This window comes from Streptomyces sp. NPDC040432 (genome assembly GCF_055595445.1).
Map to the genome: position 1 here is coordinate 433,299 of NZ_JBVIVP010000002.1, position 25,875 is coordinate 459,173.

Annotated in this window: 28 protein-coding genes and 2 pseudogenes; 11 read left to right on the plus strand and 19 right to left on the minus strand. The window is 71.6% G+C overall.

Annotated elements, in window-relative coordinates:
• Positions 1-2: 2 nt before the first annotated feature.
• The 12 genes from ACZ58N_RS05675 to ACZ58N_RS05730 form a co-directional block, all read right to left on the minus strand.
• The gene (locus tag ACZ58N_RS05675; protein ID WP_471155990.1) at positions 3-593 is read right to left on the minus strand and encodes a hypothetical protein; all 591 of its coding nucleotides are present in this window, start codon (positions 591-593) and stop codon (positions 3-5) included.
• Positions 594-624: 31 nt separating this feature from the next.
• Positions 625-1,266, minus strand: a complete 642-nt coding sequence (locus ACZ58N_RS05680) for a pilus assembly protein TadG-related protein (RefSeq protein ID WP_471155992.1) — start codon at positions 1,264-1,266, stop codon at positions 625-627.
• Positions 1,263-1,511, minus strand: coding sequence for a hypothetical protein (locus ACZ58N_RS05685; RefSeq protein WP_471155995.1), 249 nt, complete (start codon positions 1,509-1,511; stop codon positions 1,263-1,265). Before ACZ58N_RS05685 ends, ACZ58N_RS05680 begins: the two co-directional genes overlap by 4 nt.
• 110 nt (positions 1,512-1,621) lie before the next feature.
• Positions 1,622-2,308 carry a response regulator gene (locus ACZ58N_RS05690; protein ID WP_471155997.1) on the minus strand — a complete coding sequence of 229 codons (687 nt, stop codon included), beginning with the start codon at positions 2,306-2,308 and terminating at the stop codon, positions 1,622-1,624.
• Positions 2,309-2,311: 3 nt separating this feature from the next.
• Positions 2,312-3,202: a DUF5936 domain-containing protein gene (locus tag ACZ58N_RS05695; RefSeq protein WP_383992518.1), complete on the minus strand. Its 891-nt coding sequence runs from the start codon at positions 3,200-3,202 to the stop codon at positions 2,312-2,314.
• A 25-nt stretch (positions 3,203-3,227) separates the two neighbouring features.
• Positions 3,228-4,166 carry a type II secretion system F family protein gene (locus ACZ58N_RS05700; protein WP_471156000.1) on the minus strand — a complete coding sequence of 313 codons (939 nt, stop codon included), beginning with the start codon at positions 4,164-4,166 and terminating at the stop codon, positions 3,228-3,230.
• A complete protein-coding gene (locus ACZ58N_RS05705) occupies positions 4,163-5,518 on the minus strand; it encodes a CpaF family protein (protein ID WP_471156002.1) in 1,356 nt (451 codons plus the stop codon). The genes ACZ58N_RS05700 and ACZ58N_RS05705 overlap by 4 nt, the downstream gene beginning before the upstream one ends.
• Positions 5,515-5,898, minus strand: coding sequence for a TadE/TadG family type IV pilus assembly protein (locus ACZ58N_RS05710; protein ID WP_471156005.1), 384 nt, complete (start codon positions 5,896-5,898; stop codon positions 5,515-5,517). The genes ACZ58N_RS05705 and ACZ58N_RS05710 overlap by 4 nt, the downstream gene beginning before the upstream one ends.
• 1 nt (position 5,899) lies before the next feature.
• Complete coding sequence (locus ACZ58N_RS05715) at positions 5,900-6,277, minus strand: TadE/TadG family type IV pilus assembly protein (protein WP_471156007.1); 378 nt, start codon at positions 6,275-6,277, stop codon at positions 5,900-5,902.
• A gap of 4 nt (positions 6,278-6,281) precedes the next feature.
• Entirely contained in the window at positions 6,282-7,541 is a 1,260-nt protein-coding gene (locus tag ACZ58N_RS05720) for an AAA family ATPase (RefSeq protein WP_471156010.1), read from the minus strand.
• Positions 7,542-7,548: 7 nt separating this feature from the next.
• The gene (cpaB, locus tag ACZ58N_RS05725) at positions 7,549-8,250 is read right to left on the minus strand and encodes a Flp pilus assembly protein CpaB (RefSeq protein WP_471156013.1); all 702 of its coding nucleotides are present in this window, start codon (positions 8,248-8,250) and stop codon (positions 7,549-7,551) included.
• 40 nt (positions 8,251-8,290) lie between these two features.
• Positions 8,291-9,190, minus strand: coding sequence for a hypothetical protein (locus ACZ58N_RS05730; RefSeq protein WP_471156015.1), 900 nt, complete (start codon positions 9,188-9,190; stop codon positions 8,291-8,293).
• Positions 9,191-9,521: 331 nt separating this feature from the next.
• Between ACZ58N_RS05730 and ACZ58N_RS05735 the strand changes: the two genes are divergently transcribed.
• Together ACZ58N_RS05735 and ACZ58N_RS05740 are read left to right on the plus strand one after the other, a co-directional pair.
• Entirely contained in the window at positions 9,522-11,219 is a 1,698-nt protein-coding gene (locus ACZ58N_RS05735; RefSeq protein ID WP_471156018.1) for a chitinase, read from the plus strand.
• Between the two features lie 125 nt (positions 11,220-11,344).
• Positions 11,345-12,679, plus strand: coding sequence for a M14 family metallopeptidase (locus ACZ58N_RS05740; RefSeq protein ID WP_389709985.1), 1,335 nt, complete (start codon positions 11,345-11,347; stop codon positions 12,677-12,679).
• A gap of 65 nt (positions 12,680-12,744) precedes the next feature.
• Here the strand turns inward: ACZ58N_RS05740 and ACZ58N_RS05745 are convergent, their stop codons facing one another.
• Positions 12,745-13,155, minus strand: coding sequence for a RidA family protein (locus ACZ58N_RS05745; protein WP_471156022.1), 411 nt, complete (start codon positions 13,153-13,155; stop codon positions 12,745-12,747).
• Complete coding sequence (locus ACZ58N_RS05750; RefSeq protein WP_471156025.1) at positions 13,152-13,913, minus strand: IclR family transcriptional regulator; 762 nt, start codon at positions 13,911-13,913, stop codon at positions 13,152-13,154. The genes ACZ58N_RS05745 and ACZ58N_RS05750 overlap by 4 nt, the downstream gene beginning before the upstream one ends.
• 165 nt (positions 13,914-14,078) lie before the next feature.
• On the opposite strand from ACZ58N_RS05750, the gene ACZ58N_RS05755 reads away from it, so the two are divergent.
• From ACZ58N_RS05755 to ACZ58N_RS05765, 3 genes are read left to right on the plus strand one after another with little or no spacing between them, the layout of a single operon-like run.
• Positions 14,079-15,359: an alanine racemase gene (locus tag ACZ58N_RS05755; RefSeq protein ID WP_471156028.1), complete on the plus strand. Its 1,281-nt coding sequence runs from the start codon at positions 14,079-14,081 to the stop codon at positions 15,357-15,359.
• A 9-nt stretch (positions 15,360-15,368) separates the two neighbouring features.
• Positions 15,369-16,949, plus strand: coding sequence for an N-acyl-D-amino-acid deacylase family protein (locus tag ACZ58N_RS05760; protein WP_471156030.1), 1,581 nt, complete (start codon positions 15,369-15,371; stop codon positions 16,947-16,949).
• 16 nt (positions 16,950-16,965) lie between these two features.
• Positions 16,966-17,985: a YdcF family protein gene (locus ACZ58N_RS05765; RefSeq protein ID WP_471156033.1), complete on the plus strand. Its 1,020-nt coding sequence runs from the start codon at positions 16,966-16,968 to the stop codon at positions 17,983-17,985.
• Positions 17,986-18,138: 153 nt separating this feature from the next.
• On the opposite strand, the gene ACZ58N_RS05770 is transcribed toward ACZ58N_RS05765, so the two are convergent.
• Positions 18,139-19,494: a carbohydrate-binding protein gene (locus ACZ58N_RS05770; RefSeq protein WP_471156036.1), complete on the minus strand. Its 1,356-nt coding sequence runs from the start codon at positions 19,492-19,494 to the stop codon at positions 18,139-18,141.
• Positions 19,495-19,705: 211 nt separating this feature from the next.
• On the opposite strand from ACZ58N_RS05770, the gene ACZ58N_RS05775 reads away from it, so the two are divergent.
• Together ACZ58N_RS05775 and ACZ58N_RS05780 are read left to right on the plus strand one after the other, a co-directional pair.
• A complete protein-coding gene (locus ACZ58N_RS05775) occupies positions 19,706-19,891 on the plus strand; it encodes a hypothetical protein (RefSeq protein WP_471156039.1) in 186 nt (61 codons plus the stop codon).
• A gap of 137 nt (positions 19,892-20,028) precedes the next feature.
• Positions 20,029-20,454: pseudogene (locus ACZ58N_RS05780) on the plus strand (peptidylprolyl isomerase); the annotation flags it as partial.
• On the opposite strand, the gene ACZ58N_RS05785 reads toward ACZ58N_RS05780, so the two are convergent.
• Complete coding sequence (locus ACZ58N_RS05785) at positions 20,391-21,476, minus strand: LysR family transcriptional regulator (protein WP_471156042.1); 1,086 nt, start codon at positions 21,474-21,476, stop codon at positions 20,391-20,393. The pseudogene ACZ58N_RS05780 and the gene ACZ58N_RS05785 sit on opposite strands and share 64 nt — an antisense overlap.
• Before the next feature lie 109 nt (positions 21,477-21,585).
• Here ACZ58N_RS05785 and ACZ58N_RS05790 point away from each other — a divergent pair, with 109 nt between their 5' ends.
• The gene (locus tag ACZ58N_RS05790; RefSeq protein ID WP_471156044.1) at positions 21,586-22,077 is read left to right on the plus strand and encodes a nitroreductase/quinone reductase family protein; all 492 of its coding nucleotides are present in this window, start codon (positions 21,586-21,588) and stop codon (positions 22,075-22,077) included.
• A gap of 11 nt (positions 22,078-22,088) precedes the next feature.
• Here ACZ58N_RS05790 and ACZ58N_RS05795 read toward each other — a convergent pair whose 3' ends face one another.
• The 3 genes and pseudogenes from ACZ58N_RS05795 to ACZ58N_RS05805 form a co-directional block, all read right to left on the minus strand.
• Positions 22,089-22,445 carry a hypothetical protein gene (locus tag ACZ58N_RS05795; RefSeq protein WP_471156047.1) on the minus strand — a complete coding sequence of 119 codons (357 nt, stop codon included), beginning with the start codon at positions 22,443-22,445 and terminating at the stop codon, positions 22,089-22,091.
• Positions 22,446-22,616: 171 nt separating this feature from the next.
• Positions 22,617-23,021, minus strand: coding sequence for an SgcJ/EcaC family oxidoreductase (locus tag ACZ58N_RS05800; protein ID WP_471156049.1), 405 nt, complete (start codon positions 23,019-23,021; stop codon positions 22,617-22,619).
• A gap of 33 nt (positions 23,022-23,054) precedes the next feature.
• Positions 23,055-23,411 (minus strand): annotated as a pseudogene (locus ACZ58N_RS05805) (macro domain-containing protein); the annotation flags it as partial.
• Positions 23,412-23,577: 166 nt separating this feature from the next.
• On the opposite strand from ACZ58N_RS05805, the gene ACZ58N_RS05810 reads away from it, so the two are divergent.
• The 3 genes from ACZ58N_RS05810 to ACZ58N_RS05820 all read left to right on the plus strand — a co-directional run bounded on the left by ACZ58N_RS05810 (position 23,578) and on the right by ACZ58N_RS05820 (position 25,781).
• Entirely contained in the window at positions 23,578-23,850 is a 273-nt protein-coding gene (locus ACZ58N_RS05810) for a hypothetical protein (RefSeq protein WP_471156052.1), read from the plus strand.
• A gap of 226 nt (positions 23,851-24,076) precedes the next feature.
• A complete protein-coding gene (locus tag ACZ58N_RS05815; protein WP_471156054.1) occupies positions 24,077-25,288 on the plus strand; it encodes a pyridoxal phosphate-dependent aminotransferase in 1,212 nt (403 codons plus the stop codon).
• A 100-nt stretch (positions 25,289-25,388) separates the two neighbouring features.
• Positions 25,389-25,781 (plus strand): SCO4983 family protein, encoded by a 393-nt coding sequence (locus ACZ58N_RS05820; RefSeq protein WP_471156057.1) that lies wholly within the window; start codon positions 25,389-25,391, stop codon positions 25,779-25,781.
• Positions 25,782-25,875: the final 94 nt, after the last annotated feature.

The window sequence follows — 25,875 nt, forward strand, 5'->3', positions numbered from 1 at the left end:
CGTCACCCAGAGATCTTGATGGTTGCCGTGGCGAAAGTAGGAAGGTTGAAATCAACCTCGGTCGTGCCTTGGGGCGGCGTGGGGAACTGCGCGAAGAAGGGGATCGTCTGGCCCGGGTCGATGATGGTCAGACCCGTCGTGCACAGACACCTGCCCTCGGTGTCGCGTAGCACGTAGTACCTCTTCTTCCCGGCCTTGTCGACCAACGTGACGCCGGCGACAGATACCCCACTGCCCTTCAGTTCGTTGCCTCTCCAGGCCGCCGTACTCGTGAAGGCCTGATTTCCGGTGTTCTTCAGCTGCCCACTTACCGTGAGGAAGCCCCCCGCATCCCGGACTGCAGAGTTAATGGCAAGGGTCATTCCGGCTTCGCCGTTGACCGTGGCAATGACTTGAGTAGGCGTTGGACTGGGTACACCAGTGGACGTGGCCGGCTGCGAACCGTTCGCCTTCGGATCGGCGGGCGAAGTCTTCGCACCCTCAGCCGTCTTGTTTCCGTCTCCACCACCACATCCGACCAACGTGAGGGCCAGGACCGTCGCAAGCGCAACGACCGCTCCCCCGCGGACCTTCGCCGTATGCCGAATGCTCATGTGCACTGCTTCCTTGTCTGGTGAATCAATTTCAATCGGTCAGTTTCACGTCGAAAAGCGCTCTCGCCAAGATCCGCCATGGATCCGGCCTGGACGGGTCGAACGTGACCACGGCCCCCTTGCACGCAAAAATGACACGCCCAGGCTTGTCCGGAGGCCCCGCACTTGGACTGGGACTTGGGGAAGGAAGCGCAGTCGGGGCTGGTGGTGGCGCCGATGTCAGCGTGCAGCGCGATCGAATCTCGGCCTTGGCATTGGCTGTCGCATGCACCGCGTCCGTTCCAGGTACGACAGACTTTCCCACGGTTCCGTTCGTCGTCACCCCGACCGTGAAAGCGAGTCCTGATCGCGAGCAGGTAGCCTGCGCGTTGTTCCGGCCGGCGAAATCAACCGCCTTCCCACACCCACCCTCCGGGTCGAACAAATCGCCATTGAGGACGTCCTCCCACTGATCGGGAGTGAGGGTGAGTAGGTCCAGTCCGGGCACAAGATGATCCCTGGCGTCCCGGGCGGCTGCCAGGGCGGCAGCATCGGCAGCGCCCTGGGCATCGCTCCGCTTGACCGAGGCCTGCCCAACGACAAAGAACGCGAGCGCGGCGAAGAGCACCCCCGCCACCAAGACGATGTAGACGGGGAATGCTTGGCCTTCGTCCTTCCGGCCCGGCGAGATCAACTCCCGGCGGTTACCGCGGCGACTGCTGCGGAAATCCGGTTGGTGATGGCCTGACCGATGCCCGTACCCACGATCGCGCCGATGATGACCACGACCACCAGGATGATGCCCAGGTATTCGAATGCCGTCTGGCCCCGGTCCTGGTTCGCGTAGCGCTTGCGGAGTTGGGTGATCGCCGTGTCCGTCCAGGTGTTCAGCCGGACCTTGACCTCTACGGACGCCTTCAGCAGCGAGTTGTGTGACATGGGGGTCCCCTCCCGGGCCGGTGCCACTGTTGATGGGCGGACGGTACGGGGAGTTACGGGTGATAACCAAGGGTCCCGGGGCCCAAATGCGGACCCACTGCGTCCTGCGGCTAGCCATGGCCGGTCACTCCCGGACGGGCGGTTCCCAGCCAGCGGGCTATCGCTTCGCTGCGGGTGGTGGTCCTGAGCTTCGCGAAGATGCGGTTGATGTGGTTCTTGACCGTCTTCTCGCTGATGAAGCACGCGCCGGCGATCTGCTGGTTGTTCATTCCGGACGCGATCAGGTCCATGATCTCAGTCTCCCGCGAACTCAGTCCATAGGGAACGGAGTTGTGCATGCGCTCCGTAGAGGATGCCACATTTCGTTGCGGTTGCGAAGAGCTTCGGAGGTCTGAGAGCAAGGTCGTCGCCGCCGACGTCGAGAAGTGGGCGCGGCCCGCCCGGATGTCGCGGACCGCGCGGATCAGGTCGTCCGCGGTGAACTCGCCGTGCACGAGGTAGCCGCCCGCGCCCAGGAGCAGGGTTTCGCGGATCGTGTCGGCTTCGCGGCTGTGCGTCAGCATCAGGACGGGGGCCAGCGGTACCAGGTGCGGGAGCGCGGAGATGCCGTCGACGCCCGGCATGCGGACGTCCAGCAGGATCACGTCCGGGGTGTGCCGGCGGGTCAGACTCAGGGCCTCCCGGCCGTCGCGGGCCTCGGCCACCACCCGGAGGTCGTCGGTGGCGGCCAGCAGGGCGGCGAGGCCGGCCCGGACGACCGGGTTGTCGTCGGCGATGAGGACGCGGATCGGCATCATGGCTCACCCGCCTCCCAGGAGGGCGCCGAAGTCGACGTCCGCGCCGTAGACGAACCCGCAGACGAGCAGGATCAGTGTGCCCGGCAGCATGAACATGGTGACCGCGAAGGTGGCCTTGGGGACGGCCCGGGCGGCGCGCCGGCGGGCGTTCTGGGCGTCGGTGCGGCGCATGTCCTCGGCGATGGCGATGAGGGTCTCGACGATCGGGGAGCCGAGTTCCTCGCCCTGCTGGAGGGCGGTGACGAACTGGGCGACCTGCTCGGAGTCGTTGCGGCGGCGCAGTTCGTCGAAGGCCTGGCGGCGGCTGACGCCCATGTCCATCTGCTGGAGGGTGATGCGGACCTCGTCGGCCCAGGGGCCCTCGTACTTGTGCGACACGCGTTCCAGTGCCTGCCGGAAGCCGAGACCGGCGCTGACGACGACGGCCAGGACGTCGAGGAAGTCGGGCAGGGTCCGTTCGATGTTGTCGCGGCGGACCCGGATCGCGGACCACAGGCCGGCCTCGATCCAGAACAGGCCGAAGGCGACCATCAGGAGGGCCGGCACCAGTCGGCCGTTCATCAGCATGGCCAGGGCGCCGAGGCCGCCGAGGAATCCGTACACGGCGCGGCGGGCGGCGTAGCGGTCGATGGTCAGGCCGGACGGGTTGCCCGCCATGTCGATCTGGCGGCGTTTGCGGGCGACCTGCTTGGGGCCCATGAGGCGCAGGACCAGCGGGGCCCAGCGGATGCCGAGGCGGTCGACGAGGGAGCCCACGGCGGTGGTGCGGGTGGCGCCGACCTCCAGGGCGAGGGCGAGGTCCGTGGGGAGTTCGACGTCGGCGCGGTAGAGGCGGATGCCGTGGAGGATGCCGAAGACGGCGAGGCCGAGGGCCAGGGCGAGGGCGAGGGGCAGCAGCGCGCTCATGTGGTCGTCCGCCTCACACGTCGATCTTCGAGAGGCGGCGGATGAGGAAGAAGCCGAGGGCGAAGAGGCCGAGGGAGACCAGCACCGCCACCTGCCCGACGAACGCTCCCGTCATCCGGTCGAGGGCGCCGGGCATCATCGCGTTCACCAGGAGCAGCGAGCCCAGGCCGATCGCGGGGACGAGGTAGGCGGTGACGGTGACCTGCGAGAGCTGCGTACGGATCTCCCGGCGGGTCTCCTTTCGCTGTTCCAGGGTGACGGTCAGGTTCCGCAGGCTTCCGACGATGGCGCCGCCCGCCCGCGCCGACAGGACGAGGGTGGAGACGAGGACGACGAGTTCGCGCGACGGCAGCCGGTCGACGATCTCGCCGAGGGCCTCCTCGATGGAGTGGCCGACGGCGAGGCGGTCCGCGACGCGGGAGAGTTCCTCGCCCGCCGGGGCCTCCAACTCCTCGGCCGCCATGCCGATGGCGGTGCGCAGGGCCAGGCCGGCCTGGGTGGCGTTGGCGAGGATGCGGGCGAGTTCGGGGAGTTGGTTGATGAAGCGTTCGGTGCGTCGGGCGCGCTGCCAGTTGAGGAAGGCGTTGGCCGCCCAGATGCCGATCAGGCCGGCGAGGGGGCCGAAGAAGGGTGCCAGGAGCGACGCGGAGACCAGCCAGACGCCGGTGATGGCCATCAGCATGTAGACGAAGAACTCGCCGGGGGTGAGGTCCATGCCGGTGGTGGCCAGCTTCAGTTCGAGGCGGCGTCCGAACCGGGTCGCGCGCAGTCGGCGGTCCACGGCGGGGAAGCGGCGTCGGCGGCCCTTCGGTTCGGGTGCGCCGCTCGCCGAGAGCCGTTCGATGAGGGCGGCGCGCTGGGCGTGCCCGGCGGCGTACGCGTGCACGCCGAGCGACACGAGGAGGCCGGCCAGCAGGGTGGCGCCGAGGGTGAGGAGGACGAGGTTGTTCACAGGACGGTCCGAGAGGTGAGCGGGTCGAACGGTTCGTACCGCTCGTCCGACAGGGCGACCCCGAAGGCCTGGGGAATCGGTTGGCTGTTCATGTAGAGGCGTTCCGCGATCCGGCGGGGCAGCGGGTGGTACGTGAAGTGGCCGTGGACGCGTCCGTCGGCGCCCATGGGCTGGGCGACGTAGCGGCAGACGGTGGTGATGCGGAAGGGTTCGCGGCCGTGGGAATCGAGGATGGAGATCTCCGTGATGCGGCGCGAACCGTCACCGAAGCGGGTCAGCTGGACGATGACGTTGACCGCGCTGTTGATCTGGTCCTGGAGGGCTTCGAAGGGGATCTCCACCTCCGACATGGAGGCGAGGGTCTGCAGGCGCATCAACGCGTCCTGCGAGCTGTTGGCGTGGACGGTGGCGAGGGAGCCGTCGTGGCCGGTGGACATGGCCTGGAGCATGTCGAGGGTCTCGCCGCCGCGGACCTCGCCGACGATGATCCGGTCGGGGCGCATGCGCAGGGAGTTGCGTACGAGGTCGCGGATGGTGATCTGACCCTTGCCCTCCACGTTCGGGGGCCGGGATTCGAGGCGGATGACGTGCGCCTGCTGGAGTTGGAGCTCGGCGGAGTCCTCGATGGTGATGACGCGCTCGCCCTCCGGGATGAGTCCGGAGAGGGCGTTGAGGAGGGTGGTCTTGCCGGTGCCGGTGGCGCCGGAGACGATCACGTTCATCTTCGCCTGGACCAGTCCGGACAGCAGGAGGAGCATCTGCTCGTCGAGGGAGCCGAGGCCGATCATCTCGTGCAGGGTGAAGGCGCGCGGGAAACGGCGGATGGTGAGGGTGGCGCCGGTCAGCGAGAGCGGCGGGATGATGACGTTGACGCGCTCGCCGCTGGGGAGGCGGGCGTCGACCATCGGGTTGGCCTCGTCGACGCGGCGGTTGACGGTGGAGACGATGCGCTCGATGGTCTGCATGAGCTGCTCGTGCGAGGCGAAGCGGAGGGGGAGCTGCTCGACGCGGCCGGCGCGCTCGACGAAGATCTGGTCCGGCCCGTTGACCATGATCTCGGAGATCGAGGCGTCTTCGAGGAGCGGTTCGAGCACGCCGAGGCCGAGGGCCTCGTCGACGACGCGCCGCACGAGTTGGGCCCGCTCGGCGGTGGACAGGACCGGGCCCTCACGGCTGATGATGTGCCCGAGCACGCGCTCCAGGCGCGCGCGGCGCTCGGCGGGCGCGAGCGCGGACATCTCGGCGAGGTCGATCTCCTCCAGCAGCTTGGCCCGGTACGAGGAGACCAGCCGGCCGTCCTCGCGGGGGCTGTGGCGGTCGTCGGGGGTGTTGACCCGGGAGCGCAGGCTCATGGGCGGGCTCCGATCGGGTTCGGGTCGTCGTTGGGCATGACGGCGGTGCTCCGTGCCTGGTGGGGCCCGAGACCGGGGATGATCGAATTGGCGGTGAGGGTGACGGTCACGCTGACCGCGTCCGCCGAGGTGCTCCAGTCGAACGAGGCTCCGGAGGCCAGGCCGCCGCTGATGGCGGCTCGTCCGGCGGCCTCCCCGCGGTCCGGGTTGCGCGCCTCGACGCGGGCGGCGGTTCGGGCGGCGGTACCCGCCTGTTCCTCCGCGTACGCGATCCAGCCCAGTTGGATCGCGCAGAGCGCGACGAACAGCAGGATCGGTACGAAGCCGATGTATTCCAGGGCTACTTGACCCCGGTCGGAGCGGATGCGTGGCCTGTCCACGTCAGTTCGCCTCCTTCTCCGTGGCCGCGCCGCCCGTGCCCGTGATGGTGCCGAAGTTCAGGGCTGGGTGGAACACGGGGATCTTGAGCTTCACCGTCGCCTTGTAGACGTCCCCGGCCGGTCCGCATTGCACTTCCATGGACCACGCGGAGCCGATGTGCTCGCCTGCCGCGGCCTCGCACGAGGCCCCGTCGCCCTTGACCGCCCCCGCCCGTGCCGCCTCGTCGGCCGCGTTGCCGACCAGGCTGAAGGCGTAGCCGATCAGTACGCATTCCCACACCGCCGCCACGAGCAGCAGGATCAGCGGGACCATGCCGACGAACTCGACGGCGACCTGCCCGCGGTCGGAGCCGGTGCGCACGGACCGCCGGGCGGCCATCGGGTCAGCCCTCCCGGCCGCGGCGCAGCCGGGCCACCGGGCCCGACGGGCGGACGGCGAGGGCGTGGCCGGGGCCGGCCTTGGGTTCGTCGGGGACTGCGATCAGGCCCAGTTCGCCGGCCAGGGTCCACAGGGCCTGTTTGACGGTCGAGCGGTTGTCGAGGTCCTGGACGCGGCCCGCGTCGACGACGCCCTGGAGTTCCTTGAAGGCGGCCGGGACGGGGGTGCGGGCGACCCGGGTCTTGGTGATCTTCTCTATGAGGGCGGGCTGGATCTCGGTGTGCTTGCTCCACCGGTTGACGACCACGGTGGTGTCCTCGGCCTTGCGGACCTGGAGCCGCTCCCACATGCGGACCATCCGCTTGGCGGCCCGTACGGAGACGACGTCCGGGGTGGTGACCAGGACCGCCACGTCGGCCATTTCCACGGCGGTGGCGTTGGCGCCGGTCACCTGGGTGCCGCAGTCGACGACGACGAGTTCGTAGCGGGCCCGCAGGGCGGCGATGACGTGGCGGGCGGCGCGGTCGTCGACCTCCTCGCCGCGTTCGCCCTCGGCGGGGGCCAGCAGCAGGGCCAGGCCGGTGCGGTCCTCGTAGACGGCGTCCTGGAGGACGCGCGGGGAGATGTCCTGGATGCCGGCGATGTCGGCGACGGAGCGCCGGAACTGGACGTCGAGGTACGAGCCGACGTCCCCGGCCTGGAGGTCGAGGTCCACGAGGGCGGTGCGGCGGCCGGAGGCGGTCGCGGCGAGGGCGAACTGGACGGCGGTGAAGGTGGTGCCGACGCCGCCCTTGGCGCCGGTGACGGTGACGAGCCGGCCGCCGGGGCCGGTGGGTGCGTCGGCTCCCCGGCCCAGGTGGCGGCGTACGCCGGCGGACCACTGGGCGGCGGCCTGGACGCGGGTGGCGAGTTCCTCGTAGCCCAGCGGCAGTCCGACGAGGCCGCGCGCGCCGGAGTCCATCGCGGCGGAGAACACCCCGGGTCCGGTGTCGGAGGAGAGCAGGACCACGCCGACCGCCGGGAAGCGCAGGGCGACCTCGCGGATGAGTTCCAGGGCGGGGACGGGGCCGATCCGTTCGTGGACGAGAACGACCTCGGGGAGTTCGTCGACGGATTCGGCGGCCATCCGGCCGAGGGTGTCGAGGAGGGACGTGGAATCGGGTACGGGGGCGGCCGGCTCGGCGTCCGGGAGCTGGCTGAGCAGGGCCACGATGGCGCGGGCGGCGTCCGCGTCACCGGCGGCGGGCAGGATACGAGTGGTCATCCGCGCCTCACTTGTCCCCTTCGAGGGTGTACGTGCGGTCGCTCGGGCCGGGTGCCGAGTCGGTGCCGGGGGCCACCAGGGCCAGCCGGACGTGTTCCGCGAAGGATTCGGCGTACGCGACGCGCTGGGTGTCCTTGGTGGTCAGGGCGAAGGTGATCGGCACGGCCTCGGCCGGGCCGGTGCGGTCGCTGTTCTTCTCCAGGGCGGTGAGCTTGCCGACGCCCAGGACGCGGGCGTTGGCGACGATGATGACCGACCGGGACGGGTCGGTGTCCTTGGCACCCTTGAAGGTGGCGAGGATGTTGACCTTCGCGCCGGACGTGATCTTGCCGGCCACGCCCGTCGCCGCGTCGATCATGATGGCGATCTCCTGCTCACCGGGCTGGAGCTGCGGTTTGTCGACGAACATGTCCGTCTGGAGCAGCGATCCCTTCTTCAGGGTGGTGAGCGCGATCTTGCCGTGGAGGGCTCCGAGGTCGGTGACGGCCGTGTCGGACAGCCAGCGCTTCGGGACCGTGACCTCTTCGAACTGGCCCGCACCGAGGGCGCTGTAGGGGGCGATGTCACCCTTGACCCGGTAGGCGACGACCTCGTTCCCGACCTTCGAATTGACGTCGCCGATGACCACGAGGACCCCGCCGAACGCCGCGAGGGCGCACAGGACCGACAGCAGGAGCAGGATGACGCCGCGGCGCTGGCGTGAGTTCATGAGCCGTACTACCTCGCCGTTCTTCGTTCGTTCGGGCCGGTCAGGATCTGGATCTGGAACGGGTGGCCGCTTCGGGCGGCGGCGCCGCGAGGGGCGCGGCGCAGAATCCGCAGCGGTCGCCGATGAGCTCGAAGCCGCACCACCGACACTCCTCGCGGCGTACGGAGGAGACCAGTTGGTAGAGCACGGAGGGGTCGGGGATGGCCGCGGCGAACTCGACGAGCTTGGGGGTGGCCCACCAGCCGGGCGAGTCGGCCGGCAGCGGGTTCTCCATGACTCCCTGCACCTGCCAGGCGGGGGCCAGTTCGGTCGCGACCCAGTCGGAGGACAACTGGCCGCGGGCGAAGGTGAGGTGGGTGGCGAAGCCGGGTCCCGGTGGCAGCACGCCCTCGCGCGCGGCCGCGGTCCCCTGCGGGCCGAGTTTCGCGAGGTGCGGTGTCGGGTGGGCGAGCACGGCGAAGCGGGCGCTCGGTGACCAGGACCGGGCGTGCGCCTTGAGGCCGACGGGGACCCGGTCGAGCTTGGCGACCGTACCGAGCAGTGCGCCCGCGTGGATGTAGTGGGAGAGCAGGCGGGCGGCCGAGGCGAGGACGCCGGGGCTGAAGTCGCAGACGCTGAGCTGGCGCAGCTGACGTACCAGCACGGCCGTGGCCAACGGCGGGAGATCGATGTCGAGGAGCGCGATCCGGTCGGTCTCCAGGATGGCCCGGACGGTGTGCAGTCGGCGCGCGCCGGCCGCCGGCAGCCAGGACGGTACGACGACCACGAGGTGGCCGTGCCGGTCCAGCAGGGCGGTGGTCTCGGCGAGGGAGCCCTCCAGGTCCGCCTCGCCGGGCGGGCGCAGGACGGCGGCGCCCGGGGTGTGCCGGTCAGGGGCCGGCAGTACCAGGTCGGCGCTGGTGACAGCGATGGCGGTCGGCACCCGAATCCCCCCGTTCACCCGGTACACCACGCACGTTCCCGCGGCCTTCGCGCAAGCGCACGTGCTGCGCGACCGCAAACTCCCGACGTGCTTCCCCCTTGCCCCAGCACCATATCCGCGACCTCCCTGGTGGGGCAGGGCCTTGCGGATTCCCGTGCCCTGAGCAGGTGTCACAGGTGGCGGGAAACCCGGACAACCGGGATTCGAGACCCGTCCATTTCAAGCCACTTCGCAAAGACCCTTGACACGAGGATTGGTCTGGACCAACTTGGCTGCGCCGGCACTTGCTTGCGGGGATCCCCCACTCCCCCTCATTCCGCTTGTCCCTTCCTCCCCCCACGGAGCCCACGTGAACCGCATACGTTCCCTCGCCCTGTTGGGCGCGGCCACCCTCGCCGCGGGCGGCCTCACCGCCCTCGCCCCCGGCATCGCCCAGGCGGCCGACGTCAACGTCGTACGCAACGGCGGCTTCGAATCCGGGCTGGCCAACTGGTCCTGTTCCGGTGGCAGCGGCGCCTCCGTCTCCTCCCCGGTCTTCGCCGGGGCGGGCGCGTTGCGGGCGGCCCCGGCGGGCCAGGACAACGCCCGCTGCAGCCAGACCGTCACGGTCAAGCCGAATTCGACGTACACCCTGAGCACCCAGGTCCAGGGCAGTTACGTGTACCTCGGCGCGACCGGCACCGGCACGCAGGACGTCTCCACCTGGACGCCGGGTTCCGGCGCCGGCTGGCAGAAGCTCTCCACGACCTTCTCCACCGGCCCGAACACCACCCAGGTCAGCGTCTGGACCCACGGCTGGTACGGCCAGACCCCGTACGTCATCGACGAGTTCAGCGTCGTCGGCCCCGACGGGGGCGGCGGGACCGACCCCGGCCCGAGCATCCCGGGCGCCCCCGCCGGCACCGCCGTTTCCGGCCAGAGCGCGAGCGCGCTCACCCTTTCGTGGAACGCGGTCGGCGGCGCGGCCGGCTACCACGTCTACCAGGACGGCGTCCGGGTGAAGTCCGTGACGGACGCCTCCGCGCAGATCACCGGGCTCGCCGCGTCGACCTCGTACTCCTTCCAGGTCAGCGCCTACAACGCGGCCGGCGAGGGCGCGAAGTCGGCGCCGGTGACCGGGACGACGACGGGCGGCGGCCCCGGCCCCGGCCCGAACCCCTCGGTCCCCAAGCACGCGCTGACCGGCTACTGGCAGAACTTCAACAACGGCGCGACCGTCCAGAAGCTCTCCGACGTGTCGAACGAGTACGACATCCTCGCCGTCTCCTTCGCCGACGCCACGGCCACGCCCGGCGCCATCACCTTCAACCTCGACTCGGCGGGCCTGAACGGCTACACCGTGCCCCAGTTCAAGGCGGACATCGCCGCGAAGAAGGCGGCCGGCAAGTCGGTCATCCTCTCCATCGGCGGCGAGAAGGGCACGATCTCGGTCAACGACTCCGCCTCGGCGAACAACCTGGCGAACTCGGCCTGGGCGCTGATGCAGGAGTACGGCTTCAACGGCATCGACATCGACCTGGAGAACGGCCTCAACCCGACCTACATGACGCAGGCGCTGCGCGCCCTGTCGGCCAAGGCCGGCCCGTCCATGGTGCTGACGATGGCTCCGCAGACGATCGACATGCAGTCCACGCAGGGCGGCTACTTCAGGACGGCCCTCAACGTGAAGGACATCCTGACCGTCGTCAACATGCAGTACTACAACAGCGGCGCGATGAACGGCTGCGACGGCAAGGTCTACTCGCAGGGTTCGGTGGACTTCCTGACCGCCCTGGCCTGCATCCAGTTGGAGGGCGGGCTCGACGCCTCGCAGGTCGGCATCGGCGTCCCGGCCTCGCCCAGCGGCGCCGGCAGCGGCTACGTGTCGCCGACCATCGTCAACAACGCCCTGGACTGCCTGGCCCGCGGTACGAACTGCGGATCCTTCAAGCCGTCGAAGACCTACCCGGGGCTGCGCGGGGCGATGACCTGGTCGACCAACTGGGACGCCAAGGCGGGTAGCGCCTGGTCCAACGCGGTGGGTCCCAAGGTCCACGCGCTCCCGTAGGCGGTACGAGTGGGGGTGGCCGATTCAGGTCGGCGCACCCGGCAGGCTCTTGACCCGGACATGCCAGGAGAGCACGCTGTGCGCGTCCGCACGGCTACCCCCACACTCCCGACCCAGGAGAACGCATGCGGCTCCACACCCGCCGGAGGGCCGCCGTCACGGCTGCCCTGCTGGCGCTCGCGCTCGGCGCACCCGCCTACGGCATGAGCGCCACGGCAGCCCCGCCACCCACCCCGTCCACCGCCACCCAGGACGAGGCCATCGTCCAGTACCGGATCCACGGGCCGTCCACCGTCGCCGACCGGACGGCCCTGCTGCGCACCGGAGTGTCGATCGACGAGGTGGACGACCACACCGTGGTCGTCAGCGCCGACACCATGCAGGCCAAGGACCTCCGCAAGCGCGGCTACCAGTTGACCGCGCTGCCCGGTCCCCCGGACCGCTCCGAGCCCGGCATCGCCTCCGGGACCATGGACTTCCCGTCCGCCGACTCGAAGTACCACAACTACGCCGAGGCGACCGCGGAGATCGACCAGCGCATCGCCCAGTACCCCGGGATCATGAGCAAGCGCGTCATCGGGAAGTCGTACCAGGGCCGGGACCTCTTCGCGATCAAGATCAGTGACAACGTCGCCACCGACGAGGCCGAGCCCGAGGTGCTCTTCACCGCGCACCAGCACGCCCGCGAGCACCTCACCGTCGAGATGGCCCTGTACCTGCTGAAGGAGTTCGGCTCCAAGTACGGCACCGAGTCCCGGATCACCAACGCCGTCAACAACCGCGAGATCTGGATCGTGCCGGACCTCAACCCCGACGGCGGCGAGTACGACATCGCCACCGGCTCCTACCGCTCCTGGCGCAAGAACCGGCAGCCGAACTCCGGCTCCTCCTACGTCGGCACGGACCAGAACCGGAACTGGAACTACAAGTGGGGCTGCTGCGGCGGCTCCAGCAGCAGCAAGAGCTCCGAGACCTACCGGGGTCCGGCCGCCGAGTCCGCCCCCGAGGTGAAGGTGGTCTCCGACTTCGTGCGCAGCCGCGTCGTCGGCGGCAAGCAGCAGATCAAGGCCTCGATCGACTTCCACACCTACAGCCAGCTCGTGCTGTGGCCCTTCGGCTGGACGTACAACGACACCGCGCCCGGCCTGACCGCCGACGACCTCGCCGCCTTCAAGAAGGTCGGCACCGGCATGGCGGCCAGCAACGGCTACACGCCCGAGCAGTCGAGCGACCTGTACATCACCGACGGCACGATCGACGACTGGCTGTGGGGCAGCCAGAAGATCTTCGCCTACACCTTCGAGATGTACCCGTCGAGCGCGGGCGGCGGCGGGTTCTACCCGCCCGACGAGGTGATCGACCGCGAGACCTCCCGCAACAAGGAGGCCGTGCTCCAACTCCTGGAGAACGCCGACTGCATGTACCGGTCCATCGGCAAGGAAGCCCAGTACTGCACGTGACGGCCCCGCGGCCGTCCGGCCCGAAGGGGGCGCCCCGCCACCCGGGGGGCGCCCCCTCGGCGCGCTCAGGCCAGGACGGCCAGCGCGTCGATCTCGACCAGCAGCCCGGCCGGCAGGCCCACGTAGACCGTGGTCCGGGCGGCCGGGGCCTCCTTGAGGCCCTGCTCCTCGAAGTAGGCGTTGTAGATCTCGTTCATCTCGGCGAAGTGCGCGGTGTCCGTCAGGTAGACACGGATCATCATCGCGTCGTCCCAGGTCGCCCCGCCCGCCTCCAGCACGGACCGTACGTTCTCCAGCGTCTGCAGGGTCTGCGCGCGCAGCGTCGGCCCGGCCGGCGTCGGCGCCTGCCCCGCCACGGCGGGCAGGAAGCCGACCTGACCGGCGACCTGCAGGATGTTGCCCTTGCGCACGCCGTGCGAGAACCTCGCGGGCGGCGCGGTGTGGGTGTCGGGGGTGATGGCGGTCTTCTCGGTCACGGGGCGTCCTCGCTGGGTTCGGAGCCGGAGTACTCCCGGCTGATGGTGTCGGCGGTACGGCGTACCAGGGGCAGCAGTTCGAGCAGTTCGTCGGGGCCGGCGACAACACCGGGAGCCGAGACGGACATCGCGGCGACGACCCGCCCGCCCGGGCCGCGCACGGGCGCACCCACGCAGTTGAGCGCCTCCTCGTGACCCCCCAGGTCGGCGGCCCAGCCCTGCCTGCGCACGAGGGCCAACTCGGTCAGGAAGGCGTCCGCGTCCGGGGTCGAGCGGGCGGTGTATCGGGGGTATTCGATGCGCGCGGCCAGGCTCCGCCGGTCGGCCTCCGGCAGGTCGGCGAGGATCACCTTCGCGACGGCGGCCACGGTCAGCGGGACGGGCCGGCCGATGCGGGAGTACATCCGCACCGGGTAGCGACTGTCGACCTTGTCGATGTAGACGACCTCGTCGTCCTGGTGCAGTGCCAGGTGGACGGTGTGCCCCGTGAGCCGGTTCAGCTCGACCAGGTGCGGGTGCGCGACCTCGCGCACGTCCAGGTTCTCCACCGCCTCCGCGGCCAGCGCGAACAGACCGGCGCCGAGCCGGTAGCGGCCGTCCGGCTGCCGGTACACGAAGCCGTGCGCGTGCAGGGTCCGCAGCAGCCGCAGCGCGGTGCTCTTGTGCACGCCGAGCCCGTCGGCGACGTCACCGAGCCCGGCGGGACCCTTCGCGAGCGCGGGCAGGATCTGCAGCGCGCGCTCCACCGACTGGCTCACGCCGTGTCCCCTCGTCCGTCCGTACGTCCGCCCGCGCGGCGGCTGGTCCGGCGCCGCACCGGGCTCCGCCCGTTGACCCGCCGTCATGCGGGATGTTAGACAGCATGCAGCGGCATACGCAACGACCGTTGCGGTACGCGCAACACGCCCGGGAGGCACCCGCACATGCCCAGCGACCCCGTCCAGGCCCTCTCCGACGAACCGGTCGACCACCGGTTCAAGGGCCTCCCCCCGGACGCCGAGCACGCCGGCCTGACCGTCGGCGCCCTCGCCGCCCAGGCCCGCGACCTGTTCACGGGCGGGTTCACCACGCCCGTGCTCACCCTCGACGCGGACGCGCTGGAACACAACCTCACCGCACTCGGGGAATACTCGAAGCGCCACCGGCTCGCCTTCGCCCCGCACGGCAAGACCTGCATGTCCCCGCAGCTCTTCCGGCGCCAGCTGGAACACGGCGCGTGGGGCATCACCGCCGCCGTCCCCCACCAGGCGCGCGTCTACCGCGCCTTCGGCATCGACCGGATCTTCCTCGCCAACGAGCTCGTCGACCCCGCCGCCCTGCGCTGGGTCGCCGCCGAACTCACCGCCGACCCCGACTTCCGGTTCGTCTGCTACGTCGACTCCGTACGCGGCGTCCACCTCATGGACCGGGCCCTGGCCGGGCAGCCCGCCGTCATCGACGTCGTCGTCGAGCTCGGCGCCGGCGAGGGCGCCCGCACCGGCGCCCGCACCGACGAGGACTGTCGGGCCGTCGCCGACGCCGTCGCCGCCACCGACACCCTGCGCCTCGTCGGCGTCGCCGGCTACGAGGCCGAGGTACCCGGCGCCGACCCCTCGACCGTCGACGCCTACCTGCGCCGGCTGACCGCTCTCGCCGTCGAGTTCGACAAGGCGGGGCGGTACTCCCCCGACGTGCCGGAGATCGTCGTCAGCGCCGGCGGCTCCGCCTGGTTCGACTCCGTCGCCGACGTCTTCGGCGCACTCCCCGAGCTCTCCCGGCCGACCCTGAGGCTGCTGCGCTCCGGGGCGTACGTCTCCCACGACCACGGCTGGTACGGCCGGCTGACCCCCTTCAACCGGATCCCGCGGGAGGGCGGGCTGCGACCCGCCTTCCGGCTGTGGACCCAGGTCGTCTCCCGGCCCTCGCCCACCCAGGCCTTCGTCAACGCCGGCAAGCGCGACGTCGCCTACGACCTCGGGCTGCCCGAGGCCGAACTGGTCCGCGACGCCCTCACCGGCGAGGAGCGGCCCGCGACCGGGGTCCGCGTCGTCAAGCTGTCGGACCAGCACGCCTGGCTGGAGACCGACTCGGCCGAGGACGTACAGGTCGGCGACTGGGTGGCGCTCGGCATGTCCCACCCCTGCACGATCTTCGAGAAGTGGCCGCTGATCCCGGTCGTCGGGGCGGACGGCACGGTCACCGACTACGTCCGCACCTTCTTCTAGGCGCCGGCCGTGGACCTGGTCATCCGCGGGGCCCGCGTCGCCGACGGCACGGGCGGGCCCTCGTACACCGCCGACGTCGCCGTGCACGAGGGCCGCATCACCGGGATCGGTCGGATCCCCGGCGGCGGCCGGCACACCCTCGACGCCCACGGCCTCGTCCTGGCCCCCGGCTTCATCGACATGCACGCCCACAGCGACCTCGCGCTGCTCCGCGACCCGGACCACGGCGCGAAGGCCGCGCAGGGCGTCACCCTCGAAGTCCTCGGCCAGGACGGCCTGTCGTACGCGCCGGTCGACGACCGCACCCTCGACGGGGTGCGGGCCGCCATCGCCGGCTGGAACGGCCCCGGCGACGACGTCGACTTCGACTGGCGCACCGTCGGCGGCTACCTCGACCGTCTCGACCGGGCCCACGGCGGACGGGGCATCGCCGTCAACGCCGCCTACCTCGTCCCCCAGGGCACCGTCCGCGCGTACGCCGTCGGCTGGGACGACCGGCCCGCGACGCCCGCCGAGCTGGACCGGATGCGCCGGCTCGTCGGCGAGGGCCTCGAACAGGGCGCCGTCGGCATGTCCTCCGGGCTGACCTACACCCCCGGGATGTACGCCTCCGGGTCCGAACTCACCGAACTGTGCGCGGTCGTGGCCCGCTACGGCGGCTACTACTGCCCCCACCACCGCAGTTACGGCCACGGCGCCCTCACCGCCTACGCCGAGATGGTGGAGCTGACCCGGCGGGCCGGCTGCGCCCTGCACCTCGCGCACGCCACCATGAACTTCGGCGAGAACGAGGGACGGGCCCCCGAACTCCTCGCCCTGCTGGACGCGGCGCTCGACGCGGGCGCCGACATCACCCTCGACACCTATCCGTACACGCCCGGCTGCACCACCCTCGTCGCCCTGCTGCCCGGTTGGGCCAACGAGGGCGGCCCGCAGGCCGTCCTGGCCCGCCTGCGCGACGACACCGGAGCCGAACGGATCCGGCACGCCCTGGAGGTCGAGGGCTCCGACGGCTGCCACGGCGTTCCCGTCGACTGGTCGACGATCGAGATCTCCGGCGTCGGCGACCCCGCCCTCGCCCACCACGTCGGCACCCGCCTCGACGGCTGGGAGACCGCCCGCGGGCTGCTGCTCGACGACCGGCTCGCACCGACCGTCCTCCAACACGTCGGCCACGAGGACAACGTCCGCGCGATCATGCGGCACCGCGTCCACACCGGCGGCTCCGACGGCATCCTCCAGGGCGCCAAACCCCACCCCCGTGCCTACGGGACCTTCCCGCACTACCTCGGCCGGTACGTCCGCGAGCTCGGCGTGCTCGGCCTGGAGGAGTGCGTGGCCCACCTCTCCGGGCGTCCGGCGGCCCGCCTGCGACTGCCCGACCGGGGCCTGGTCCGTGTCGGCCACCGGGCGGACCTGGTGCTGTTCGATCCGGAGACGGTCGCCGCCGGCTCCACCTTCGAGCAGCCGCGGACACTGCCGACCGGCATCCCCCACGTGCTGATCGACGGGCGCTTCGTCATCCGGGACGGGCGCCGGACGGACGTCCTGGCCGGGCGCGCCGTGCGCCGGACGACGCCTCCCGCCTGACACCTACGATGGCGCCATGGTCGCCTTCGTCCTCGCCGCCCTGCTGTTCGTCGCCTTCGGCATAAGCGCCCGGAGGGACCGCCGGCGCTTCCGCAACGCCGTCCTGCTCGGTCTGACCGGCGTGGCGCTCTCCTTCGCCGTGCTGCTGCAAGTCGCGGCGCTGCCCGGCTGGGTGGCGGTCGCCGCCCTGCTGCTCGTCCTCACCGTGCCCACCTTCGGTCTGGTGGCCGCCGGGGTCTTCCTCATCGGCAACGGCGTGACGATGGTCCGCAAGGAGGGCACGCGGCTGCCGAACCTGCTGTCCCTGCTCGCCGGTCTCGGGATCTTCGCGATGATCGCGCTGCTGGTCTCCGTCGGCGTCTCCGATTCGGCGGCCCTCACCGGGGCGGTCGCCACCCTCGCCCTGGTCGTCGGGTACGTCTCGTTCGTGTTCCTGTCCTTCATCGGGTACGCGTTCCTCTACGGCCGGATCAAGGTGCGCGGCGACGTCGACCACGTGGTGATGCTCGGTTCGGGCCTGATCGGCGGGGACCGGGTGCCGCCGTTGCTGGCCTCGCGCCTGCGCAAGGGGCAGCAGATCCACGACGCCCAGGTGGCGCGGGGCGGCAGGCCGCCGGTGCTGCTGGTGTCGGGCGGCAAGGGGTCCGACGAGAGGGTGTCCGAGGCCCGTGCGATGGCGGACTGGCTGATCGCGCAGGGCGCGCCGGCCGAGCACGTACGGCTGGAGGACCGGTCACGCACGACCGAGGAGAACATGCTGTTCAGCCGGGAGATCATGGAGGCGGACGTGCCGGGCTACCGGTGCGTCGTGGTCACCAACAACTTCCACGCCTTCCGCGCCGCGATGATGGCCCGCAAGGCCGGGGTGAACGGCCAGGTCGTGGGTTCGCCGACCGCCCGCTACTTCCTGCCGACCGCCACCCTGCGCGAGTTCGTCGCGGTGTTCTGGGAGCACCGCAGGGTGAACCTGGCCATCTGCGGGGCCCTGACCGCCTTCGGCGCGGTGGTCTCGGTCGCGGCGCTGCTGACGTTCTGACGTCTGGCGTTCTGACGTTCTGACGGAGGGGCCGACGGACGGGGCCGACGGACGGACGGGCCGGTCGACGGACGGCCCGCCCGCGACGGCGGGGGCGCCGTGACTCCCCCTCAGCAGTCACGGCGCCCCCTGTTCACGCGGCTCGCGCGGCGGCTACAGCCGTTGCCACAGCGCCGGGACCGCCGGCGGCTCCCAACCCATCTGCGCCTGGTGGCCCTGGAGGCAGCGGTACGTCGCGCCGCCGTAGGTGACGGTGGCGCCGGTGGCGTAGACCCCACCGGCCTTCCAGGTGCCGCCGGGCTCGGGGTCACCGGGGCCGGGGCCGGGGCCCGGGTCGGTGCCGGTGGTCTTCAGCGTGAGCCCGTACGCGGACAGGATCGGGTTCAGCGGCTGGAAGAAGGTGGTCCCGCCGCTGGAGCAGTTGCCGGAGCCGCCCGAGGTGACGCCCTGGGCCTGGCTGCCGGAGATGTAGGAGCCGCCGGAGTCGCCGGGCTCGGCGCAGACCGTCGTCCGGGTCACGCCCGAGATGGTGCCCTCCGGGTAGGTGACGCTCGTGTTGTGCTGCTGGACCGTCCCGCAGTGCCAGCCGGTGGTGGAGCCGGAGCGGCACACGGAGGAGCCGACGGGTTGCAGCACGGAGCCGGTGACCTGGACGTTCGCGCCGCCGCTGCCCTTGACGAACGGGGTCGCGGTCCAGTTGGTGTTCGCGGCGACCCAGGCCATGTCGTTGCCGGGGAAGACGGACGCCTGGAAGGAACCCTGCGCGACCTGGTTGAAGCCGCTGGTGGTGGTGCCGGCCCGGCCGCAGTGGCCCGCCGTCGCGAAGCCCTGGGTGGTGCCCTTGGTGACGGGGAAGCCGACCGAGCAGCGTCCGCTGCCGTTCATGTAGTACGCGTCCCCGCCCCGCAGGTCGTACAGCGGCCGGGGGGCCTCGGCGGTACGGACGACCGTGGCCAGGGCGGAGTCGGTCCCGGTGGCGGCGAGCAGCCGGGCGGCGGCGCCCGGCCGGGTCTCCTCGATGACCAGGGCGTTGGCCCGGACGTCGACGTAGCGGACCGGCGTCTCGGCGGTGGCGGCCCGGTCCAGGGCGGCCTTCGCCGCGTCCAGGTCGGCCGACGAACGGCCGACGAGCTTCGCCCGGGCGCCGGCCGCGCGTATCGCGGCGGTGTCGGCGGCGCGGGTGGTGGCGACGGTCAGGGTGCCCGCGTCGGGGCCGTCCACCCAGGCCCCGGCGAAGGCGGCGCCCAGCCGGTCCCGGAGCCGGGCGGCGGTGGCCCCGGCCTCGGCCTCGTGGGCGAGCCGCGTCCTGGCCTGGGTGGGGGTCAGGCCGAGGTCGCGCTGCATGGCGGCGAGCAGCTCGGGTTGGGCGTCGGCGGTGCGCAGGGTCTCGGCGGCCGAGGCGGCGGGCGGCGCCGGGGCGTCCGCGGCGGTGGCCCCGCCGGTGGCGGCCAGGAGCAGCCCGGCGGCGGCCAGGGCGGTACACGCCGTGCGGGCGTGTCGCTTGAGCATGGGGGATCTCCTCGGTTCGGTGGGGGTCCTCGACACCGTAGGAATCCGAACCGCCTTGCGGGAGACGTCGGTTGGCCCCTCCCTCGGTGGTATGGCCGGGCCGCGCCGGCATCCGGTTCCCGGTCGTGGACCGACCGCGGGCCGGCCGAAGTGCGTTCTTGGGGCGGTCGCCGCACGATGGGGGCCAGGGGGGTAGCGGAAGGGGTACGCGATGGACAGTGAATCGGACCAGCAGCCCACCCGGTCGGACCGGCTCTTCACCGGTGGGGAGCGGCCGTACGACCCTGAGGACCTCGTGATGGCGACCGGCCACGACCCGACTCCGGAGCGGATCGAGAAGGCTCGCCGGATGATGGAGAAGGAGGGTCCGCAGGTCATCGAGCGCTACCTGCCGTAGCCGGCCCCGCCCCCCGCGGGCGACCGATGGCGCTGTTGTGGGTCCCGGCCCGGGGTGCACACCCCGGGCCGTGGCCTTCCGGTCACCCTCTGCGATGCTGTGTGGCACGTTCCAGCCCCAGAAGGGACCCGACCCGCATGCCTCAGGTGAAGCTGACCACCAGCCTCGGCGCCTTCGTCATCGACCTCTACGCGGAACAGGCTCCGGCCTCGGTCGCGAACTTCCTCGCGTATGTGGAGAGCGGCCACTACGACGGCACGGTCTTCCACCGGGTGATCCCCGGCTTCATGAACCAGGGTGGCGGACTGACCGCGGACATGCGGCAGAAGCCGACCCGTGAGCCCGTCCGCAACGAGGCGGACAACGGGCTGCGGAACACCCGGTACACGGTCGCCATGGCCCGTACGAGCGCACCGCATTCGGCGACCTCGCAGTTCTTCGTGAACACCGCGGACAATCCGGCGCTGGACCACACCTCGACCACCCCCGGCGGGTACGGCTACGCGGTCTTCGGCGTGGTCACGGAGGGCCAGGACGTGGTGGACTCGATCGCCGCGGTCCGCACCGGCCGGGCCGGCGGGCACGGCGACGTCCCGCTGGTCCCCGTCGTGATCGAGAAGGCCGCCGCACTGGGCTGACCCCCGGCCGCGGCCCCCCGCCCGGTCGCGGGGGCCGTCGCCGAGGCCGATCTGGCCAGTGCGTCCGCGTGCGCGGCCCGGGCGTGCTCCAGTACGGCCGCGGCCCGGGTCGCGGCGGGCGCCGCCGGATGCCAACCCAGCAGGTGCCGCCACACCAGCGGGCTCCCGGCGAGCGGCCGGGTCAGCACCCCCGGGGTCACCGGGAACGTGGCCCGGCACAGTCCCACGGCCCGCCCCACCTGGACGAGGTGCACGCACGACGCGGTGTCCGTCTCGTACACGCAGGCGGGCGTGAACCCGGCGCGTACGCACGCCGCCGAGAAGCAGTCCCCGAAACAGCCGTCGCCCGGCACGTCGGCCCAGGCCTCGGCCGCCAGCTCCGCCAGCTCGATCTCCGCCCGGTGGGCCAGGGGATGGTCCTCGGCGAGCATCACGTGCACCGGGTCGCGCGCGACCTCCATCCAGGCGAGCCGCCCCGGCTCCGGCGGCGGGCTCTCCCCGCACACCCCGACCAGGGCGAAGTCGAGCCGCCCGGCTGCGACGCCCGCCGCGACCTCGCGCTCCGACCAGGACGTGTACGTCGTGACGGAGACCCCGGGCTCCCGACCGGCGATCCGGTCGACGAGCCCGCCGAGCAGCGGCCCGTGCGTCCCTCCGAGCCGGTAGCCGGCCGCCCCCTGCCGGGCGAACCGCACCGCTTCCTCCTGCAACTCGCACACCGCCGGCAGCACCACACGGGCCCGCTCCAGCACGAGCTCCCCGAGCGCGGTGACCCGTACGCCGTCCCGCCCGCGCAGGAACAGCGCCCCGCCCAGGGCCCGCTCGATCCGCTTGAGCTGCGCGCTCAGCGCGGGCTGCGCGAGCCCGAGCGCGGTGGCGGCGCGGGTCAGGCTCCCGGCGTCGGCGACGGCCCTGACGATCTTGAGGTGCCTCAACTCCAGATCCATGGTCCGAGCTTGGTCCAGACCTGTGCGCATGCGCTACGGGTGTGCCGCATCCAGAATCGAGGGAGGCTCGTTAGCCGTCCGGGGGGCCGCCCTACGGAGGTCAGGAAAGATGAACAGCGTCACCGTCGCAGTCGACTGGGACCACCCCACGGACCCGCGCCCCGGACCGCGGCTCGACCACGTGCGCACCTACGTGAACAGCGGCGGCGCCGACGGCCACCTCTGGCACGGCGTCCCCACCCTCCTCCTGACCACCGTCGACCGCGCCACCGGTCGCACCGCGCGCACCCCGCTGATCTACGGACGGGACGCCGGCCGGTACCTCCTCGTGGCCGCCGCCTCGGGCGGCCCGCACCACCCCGCCTGGTACGAGAACCTCACCGCGCACCCGGAGGTCCGCCTCCAGGTGGGCCCGACCGTCCTCGCCGGCCCGGCGCGCACGGCGAACCGGGCGGAGCGGGAGACGTACTGGGAGGCCATGACCGCCCTGTGGCCCCTCTTCGACGACCACCAGGACACGGCGTGGCCGCGCGAACTGCCGCTGGTGATCGTCGAGGGCGTCCGGGTGCGCGCGGCCGGGCTTCAGGCGGCCGGGCTTTAGGCAGCCGGGCTTCAGGCGGCCGGGGCGTCGAAGCGCACCGAGCGCACCTCCAGCTGGTCCGTGGTCGGGCTGCCGTTCGCCCGGAGCCGCCACTCGCGACCCGTGCAGAGCGCGCCGGAGTAGACGGTCACCGGGGTGTTCGTCCGGTTGTGCGGGCCGTAGCCGGGCGGCACGTCGTCGTCGCCGACGGCGAAGAGGTTGATGCACTTGCCGCTGTGCGGGTCGTGCAGGGTGACGCGCTCCTCGTGGCCGAGGTCGGTGACGTACTTGTAGCTGAACTCCCCCGTGGCGGCGAGGGCCGAGCCGGGCAGCGAGAGCACGAGGACGAACGCGCCGAGGGCGGCGGCGACGGTGTTGCGGAGCTTCATGACGGGTGGATCCCTTCCGGGGACGAGCAGGCGGGGAAATGCTGCGGCCCGACCCTAGGAGGGCCCACCCGCGGCGAATCGATCCGCCGCCGACATCCCGCCCGGCGCGCCCCCGCCCACCACCCGTTCGGCCGGGGGCGCGGGGCGGTCACGACATGCGCCGGGCACGACCTAGTCGGCTACGACGCCCGTGTTCTGGCAGGCGGTCAGGAGCCAGCGATCGTCGTCCTGCTTCGAGACCACGTACAGCGGGGCGCCCCGGCTCTCGCCGTCCGCGGACCGGTAGGTCTGGGTGACCTTGACGGCCGCCACGTCCGGTCGGATGAACAGGACGTGGGCGACCTCGTAGCTGACCTCGCCGTCCCAAGCGGCGGCCGGCAGCACGCTGCGGGTGAACTCCGCGATGGCGTCGAAGCCGAGCAGGATCTTGCCGTGGGCCGTCGTCCAGATCGCCTCGGGGTGGAAGAGGGAGAGGAACTCCTCGGGGTCCTTGTTCCGCTGGGAGTGCTCGACGGTGGCGACGAGCCGGTGGATCGCTTCGATGTCCGTCACGCGCGACGTGGATTCCGTGGTCATGACCGAATCCTCTTACCTCAAGCCGAGTTGAGGTCAAGGGCCGTGGTCGTAGACCGTCACCTCGACGTCACGGGCGCACAGTTGGCCGGTGATCAGAGGCTCGATCCGGGACCACTTCCCGCCCGCCAACCCGCACCCGATGCGCGGCATGTGCACGCTCGCCCCCAACGCCGGCGCGTGGCCGGCGAGCGCCCCGAGACACCGCTCGACGGCGTCGTAACGGATCGGCGGCCCACCGGTGCCCGTGCGCATCCCCCGCTGACCGACCATGTTGGCCACCCACACGTCGGGCCGCACCCGCACCAACCGCACGGCGCCGAGACCGAAGTCGTTCCCGGACCGCTCCCGGTGCCAGGCCCGGTACGAGGCCTCCGGCTCGGGCCACCGGCGCCCTGAGCAGGGAGGACGTCGCGACGGAACGCGGGAACGTCGGGTCAGCGGGTGCGTGCGGCAGAGGGCTGTTCTAGCGTCGAAGGCAGGGGGAAAGCCTGTCGAGCCGGATCCGGCGCCTCCAGGTCCCGGGCCGCTCGACGATCCCGGAGAGCAGGTGCGTCCCATGCGCACGTCCACCCGTATCGCAGGTGTACTCGGCGGGCTGGCCCTCGCGGTCGGCGGCGTGGCCTTCACCGCCCCCGCGGCCCACGCGGACGTCACGGCCTGCATCAACCAGGTCGAACGGGAGCTGCAGGGCGGCGAGGCCCCCGACTCCATCCGCATGGCGTGTTACGTCGGTCTGACCGGCGACCAGGCGAAGTGCGTCACCGGACTGACCGACAGCGGCGTGACCAACGGAACCGCAGCGTCCGCCTGCCGCGTGGCCCCCAAGTAGGCCCGACCCCGACGGGCTCCTCGCCCCCCGGGGTGACGAGCGCAACACCGCCGTCGCTCCCGCTCCCCCCTCCTTCCATTCCGTAGGCCGTGGCCGTCGCCCGGTCGCCGTTTCCAAGGGGGGAGCGCGGCGCCACCCTCCCATTGCGCGAAACGGGACAATTACCTCCCCCCGTCCGCGGCGGAAAGGTCGAGCGGGGTGGCGCGGAGCCCCGTAAGCTCCCGTCATGCAGGTGATCCAGTCAACGAAACTCGCCAATGTCTGCTACGAGATCCGCGGACCCGTCCTCGAAGAGGCGATGCGGCTCGAAGCGGCAGGTCATCGCATCCTCAAGTTGAACACCGGCAACCCCGCGGCCTTCGGCTTCGAGTGCCCGCCGGAGATCCTTGAGGACATGCTCCGCAACCTGGGCACCGCCCACGGCTACGGGGACGCGAAGGGGCTGCTCTCCGCGCGCCGCGCGGTCATGCAGCACTACCAGACCAAGGGCATCGAGCTGGACGTCGAGGACATCTACCTCGGCAACGGCGTCTCCGAGCTGATCCAGATGTCGATGCAGGCGCTGCTCGACGACGGCGACGAGGTGCTGGTCCCCGCGCCGGACTACCCGCTGTGGACCGCCTCCGTCTCGCTGGCCGGCGGTACGGCCGTGCACTACCGGTGCGACGAGCAGTCCGACTGGATGCCGGACCTCGCCGACATCGAGCGCAAGATCACCGACCGCACCCGCGCCATCGTGATCATCAACCCGAACAATCCGACCGGCGCCGTCTACGACGACGAGATGCTGCGCGGGCTGACGGACATCGCGCGCCGCCACAACCTGGTCGTCTGCTCGGACGAGATCTACGACCGGATCCTCTACGACGGCACCACCCACACGAACACGGCCGCCATCGCGCCCGACCTGCTGACGCTGACCTTCAACGGGCTGTCGAAGAACTACCGCGTCGCCGGCTTCCGGTCCGGCTGGCTGGCGGTCTGCGGCCCGAAGAAGCACGCCTCCTCGTACATCGAGGGCCTCACGATCCTCGCGAACATGCGCCTGTGCGCGAACATGCCGTCCCAGCACGCCGTGGCCACCGCCCTCGGCGGCCGGCAGTCGATCGAGGACCTGGTCCTGCCGGGCGGACGGATCCTGGAGCAGCGCAACGTCGCCTACGACCTGCTCACCCAGATCCCCGGTGTGACCTGCGTGAAGCCGAAGGGCGCGCTGTACGCGTTCCCGAAGCTCGACCCGTCCGTCTACAAGATCAAGGACGACCGGCAGATGGTCCTGGACCTGCTCCGGGCCGAGAAGATCATGGTCGTGCACGGCACGGGCTTCAACTGGCCCGAGCCGGACCACTTCCGGATCGTGACCCTGCCGAACGCGAAGGACCTGGCGGACGCGGTCACCCGGATCGGCAACTTCCTGGACGGATACGGCCAGCCGTAGCGGCCTTCCCGGCCCGGACCCGAACCCCGTTCCGGATTCAGCTCAACTTTAGAACGGATCCAATGTAGGATGGTCTCCTGACCACGCAGGAGGCCTCCTCATGTACGAGCCGAGCCGCACGAAGCCGGTCGTCCACCGCATGGGCGCCGACCGGTCCGACTACCCGCACAGCAGTCGGGGCGAAGCCCTCGACACGCAGCTGGCCGGCCACCTCGCCGCCCTGCTCGCCGTCACCGACGAGCTCGGCCTCGACGAGAGCGCCACGCGCATCGCCGACCAGGTGGCACGCCTGCGCGGGTCCCGGCCCACCCGGGCCGCGCACGGTTCCCCCGAGAACTCCCCCGCACTGCACCGCCGGGCCCATGACCTCGCCGCCCGCGCCCTCCTCGTCGCCGCGTCCCGCGCCGACACCACCGCCGCGATCCTCGCCGCCCAGCGGATGGACGCGCACGCCGCCGCCCTCGACTCCGTCGACCTGGCCGGCGCCCACTGACGGCCCCGGTCCGGGGCCGCGGAGGCTCCGGACCGGGTGCCACGAACCCTTGCGGGGAACCTCCGGCCGCCCCCGGACCGCCTCGCGGGAGGGT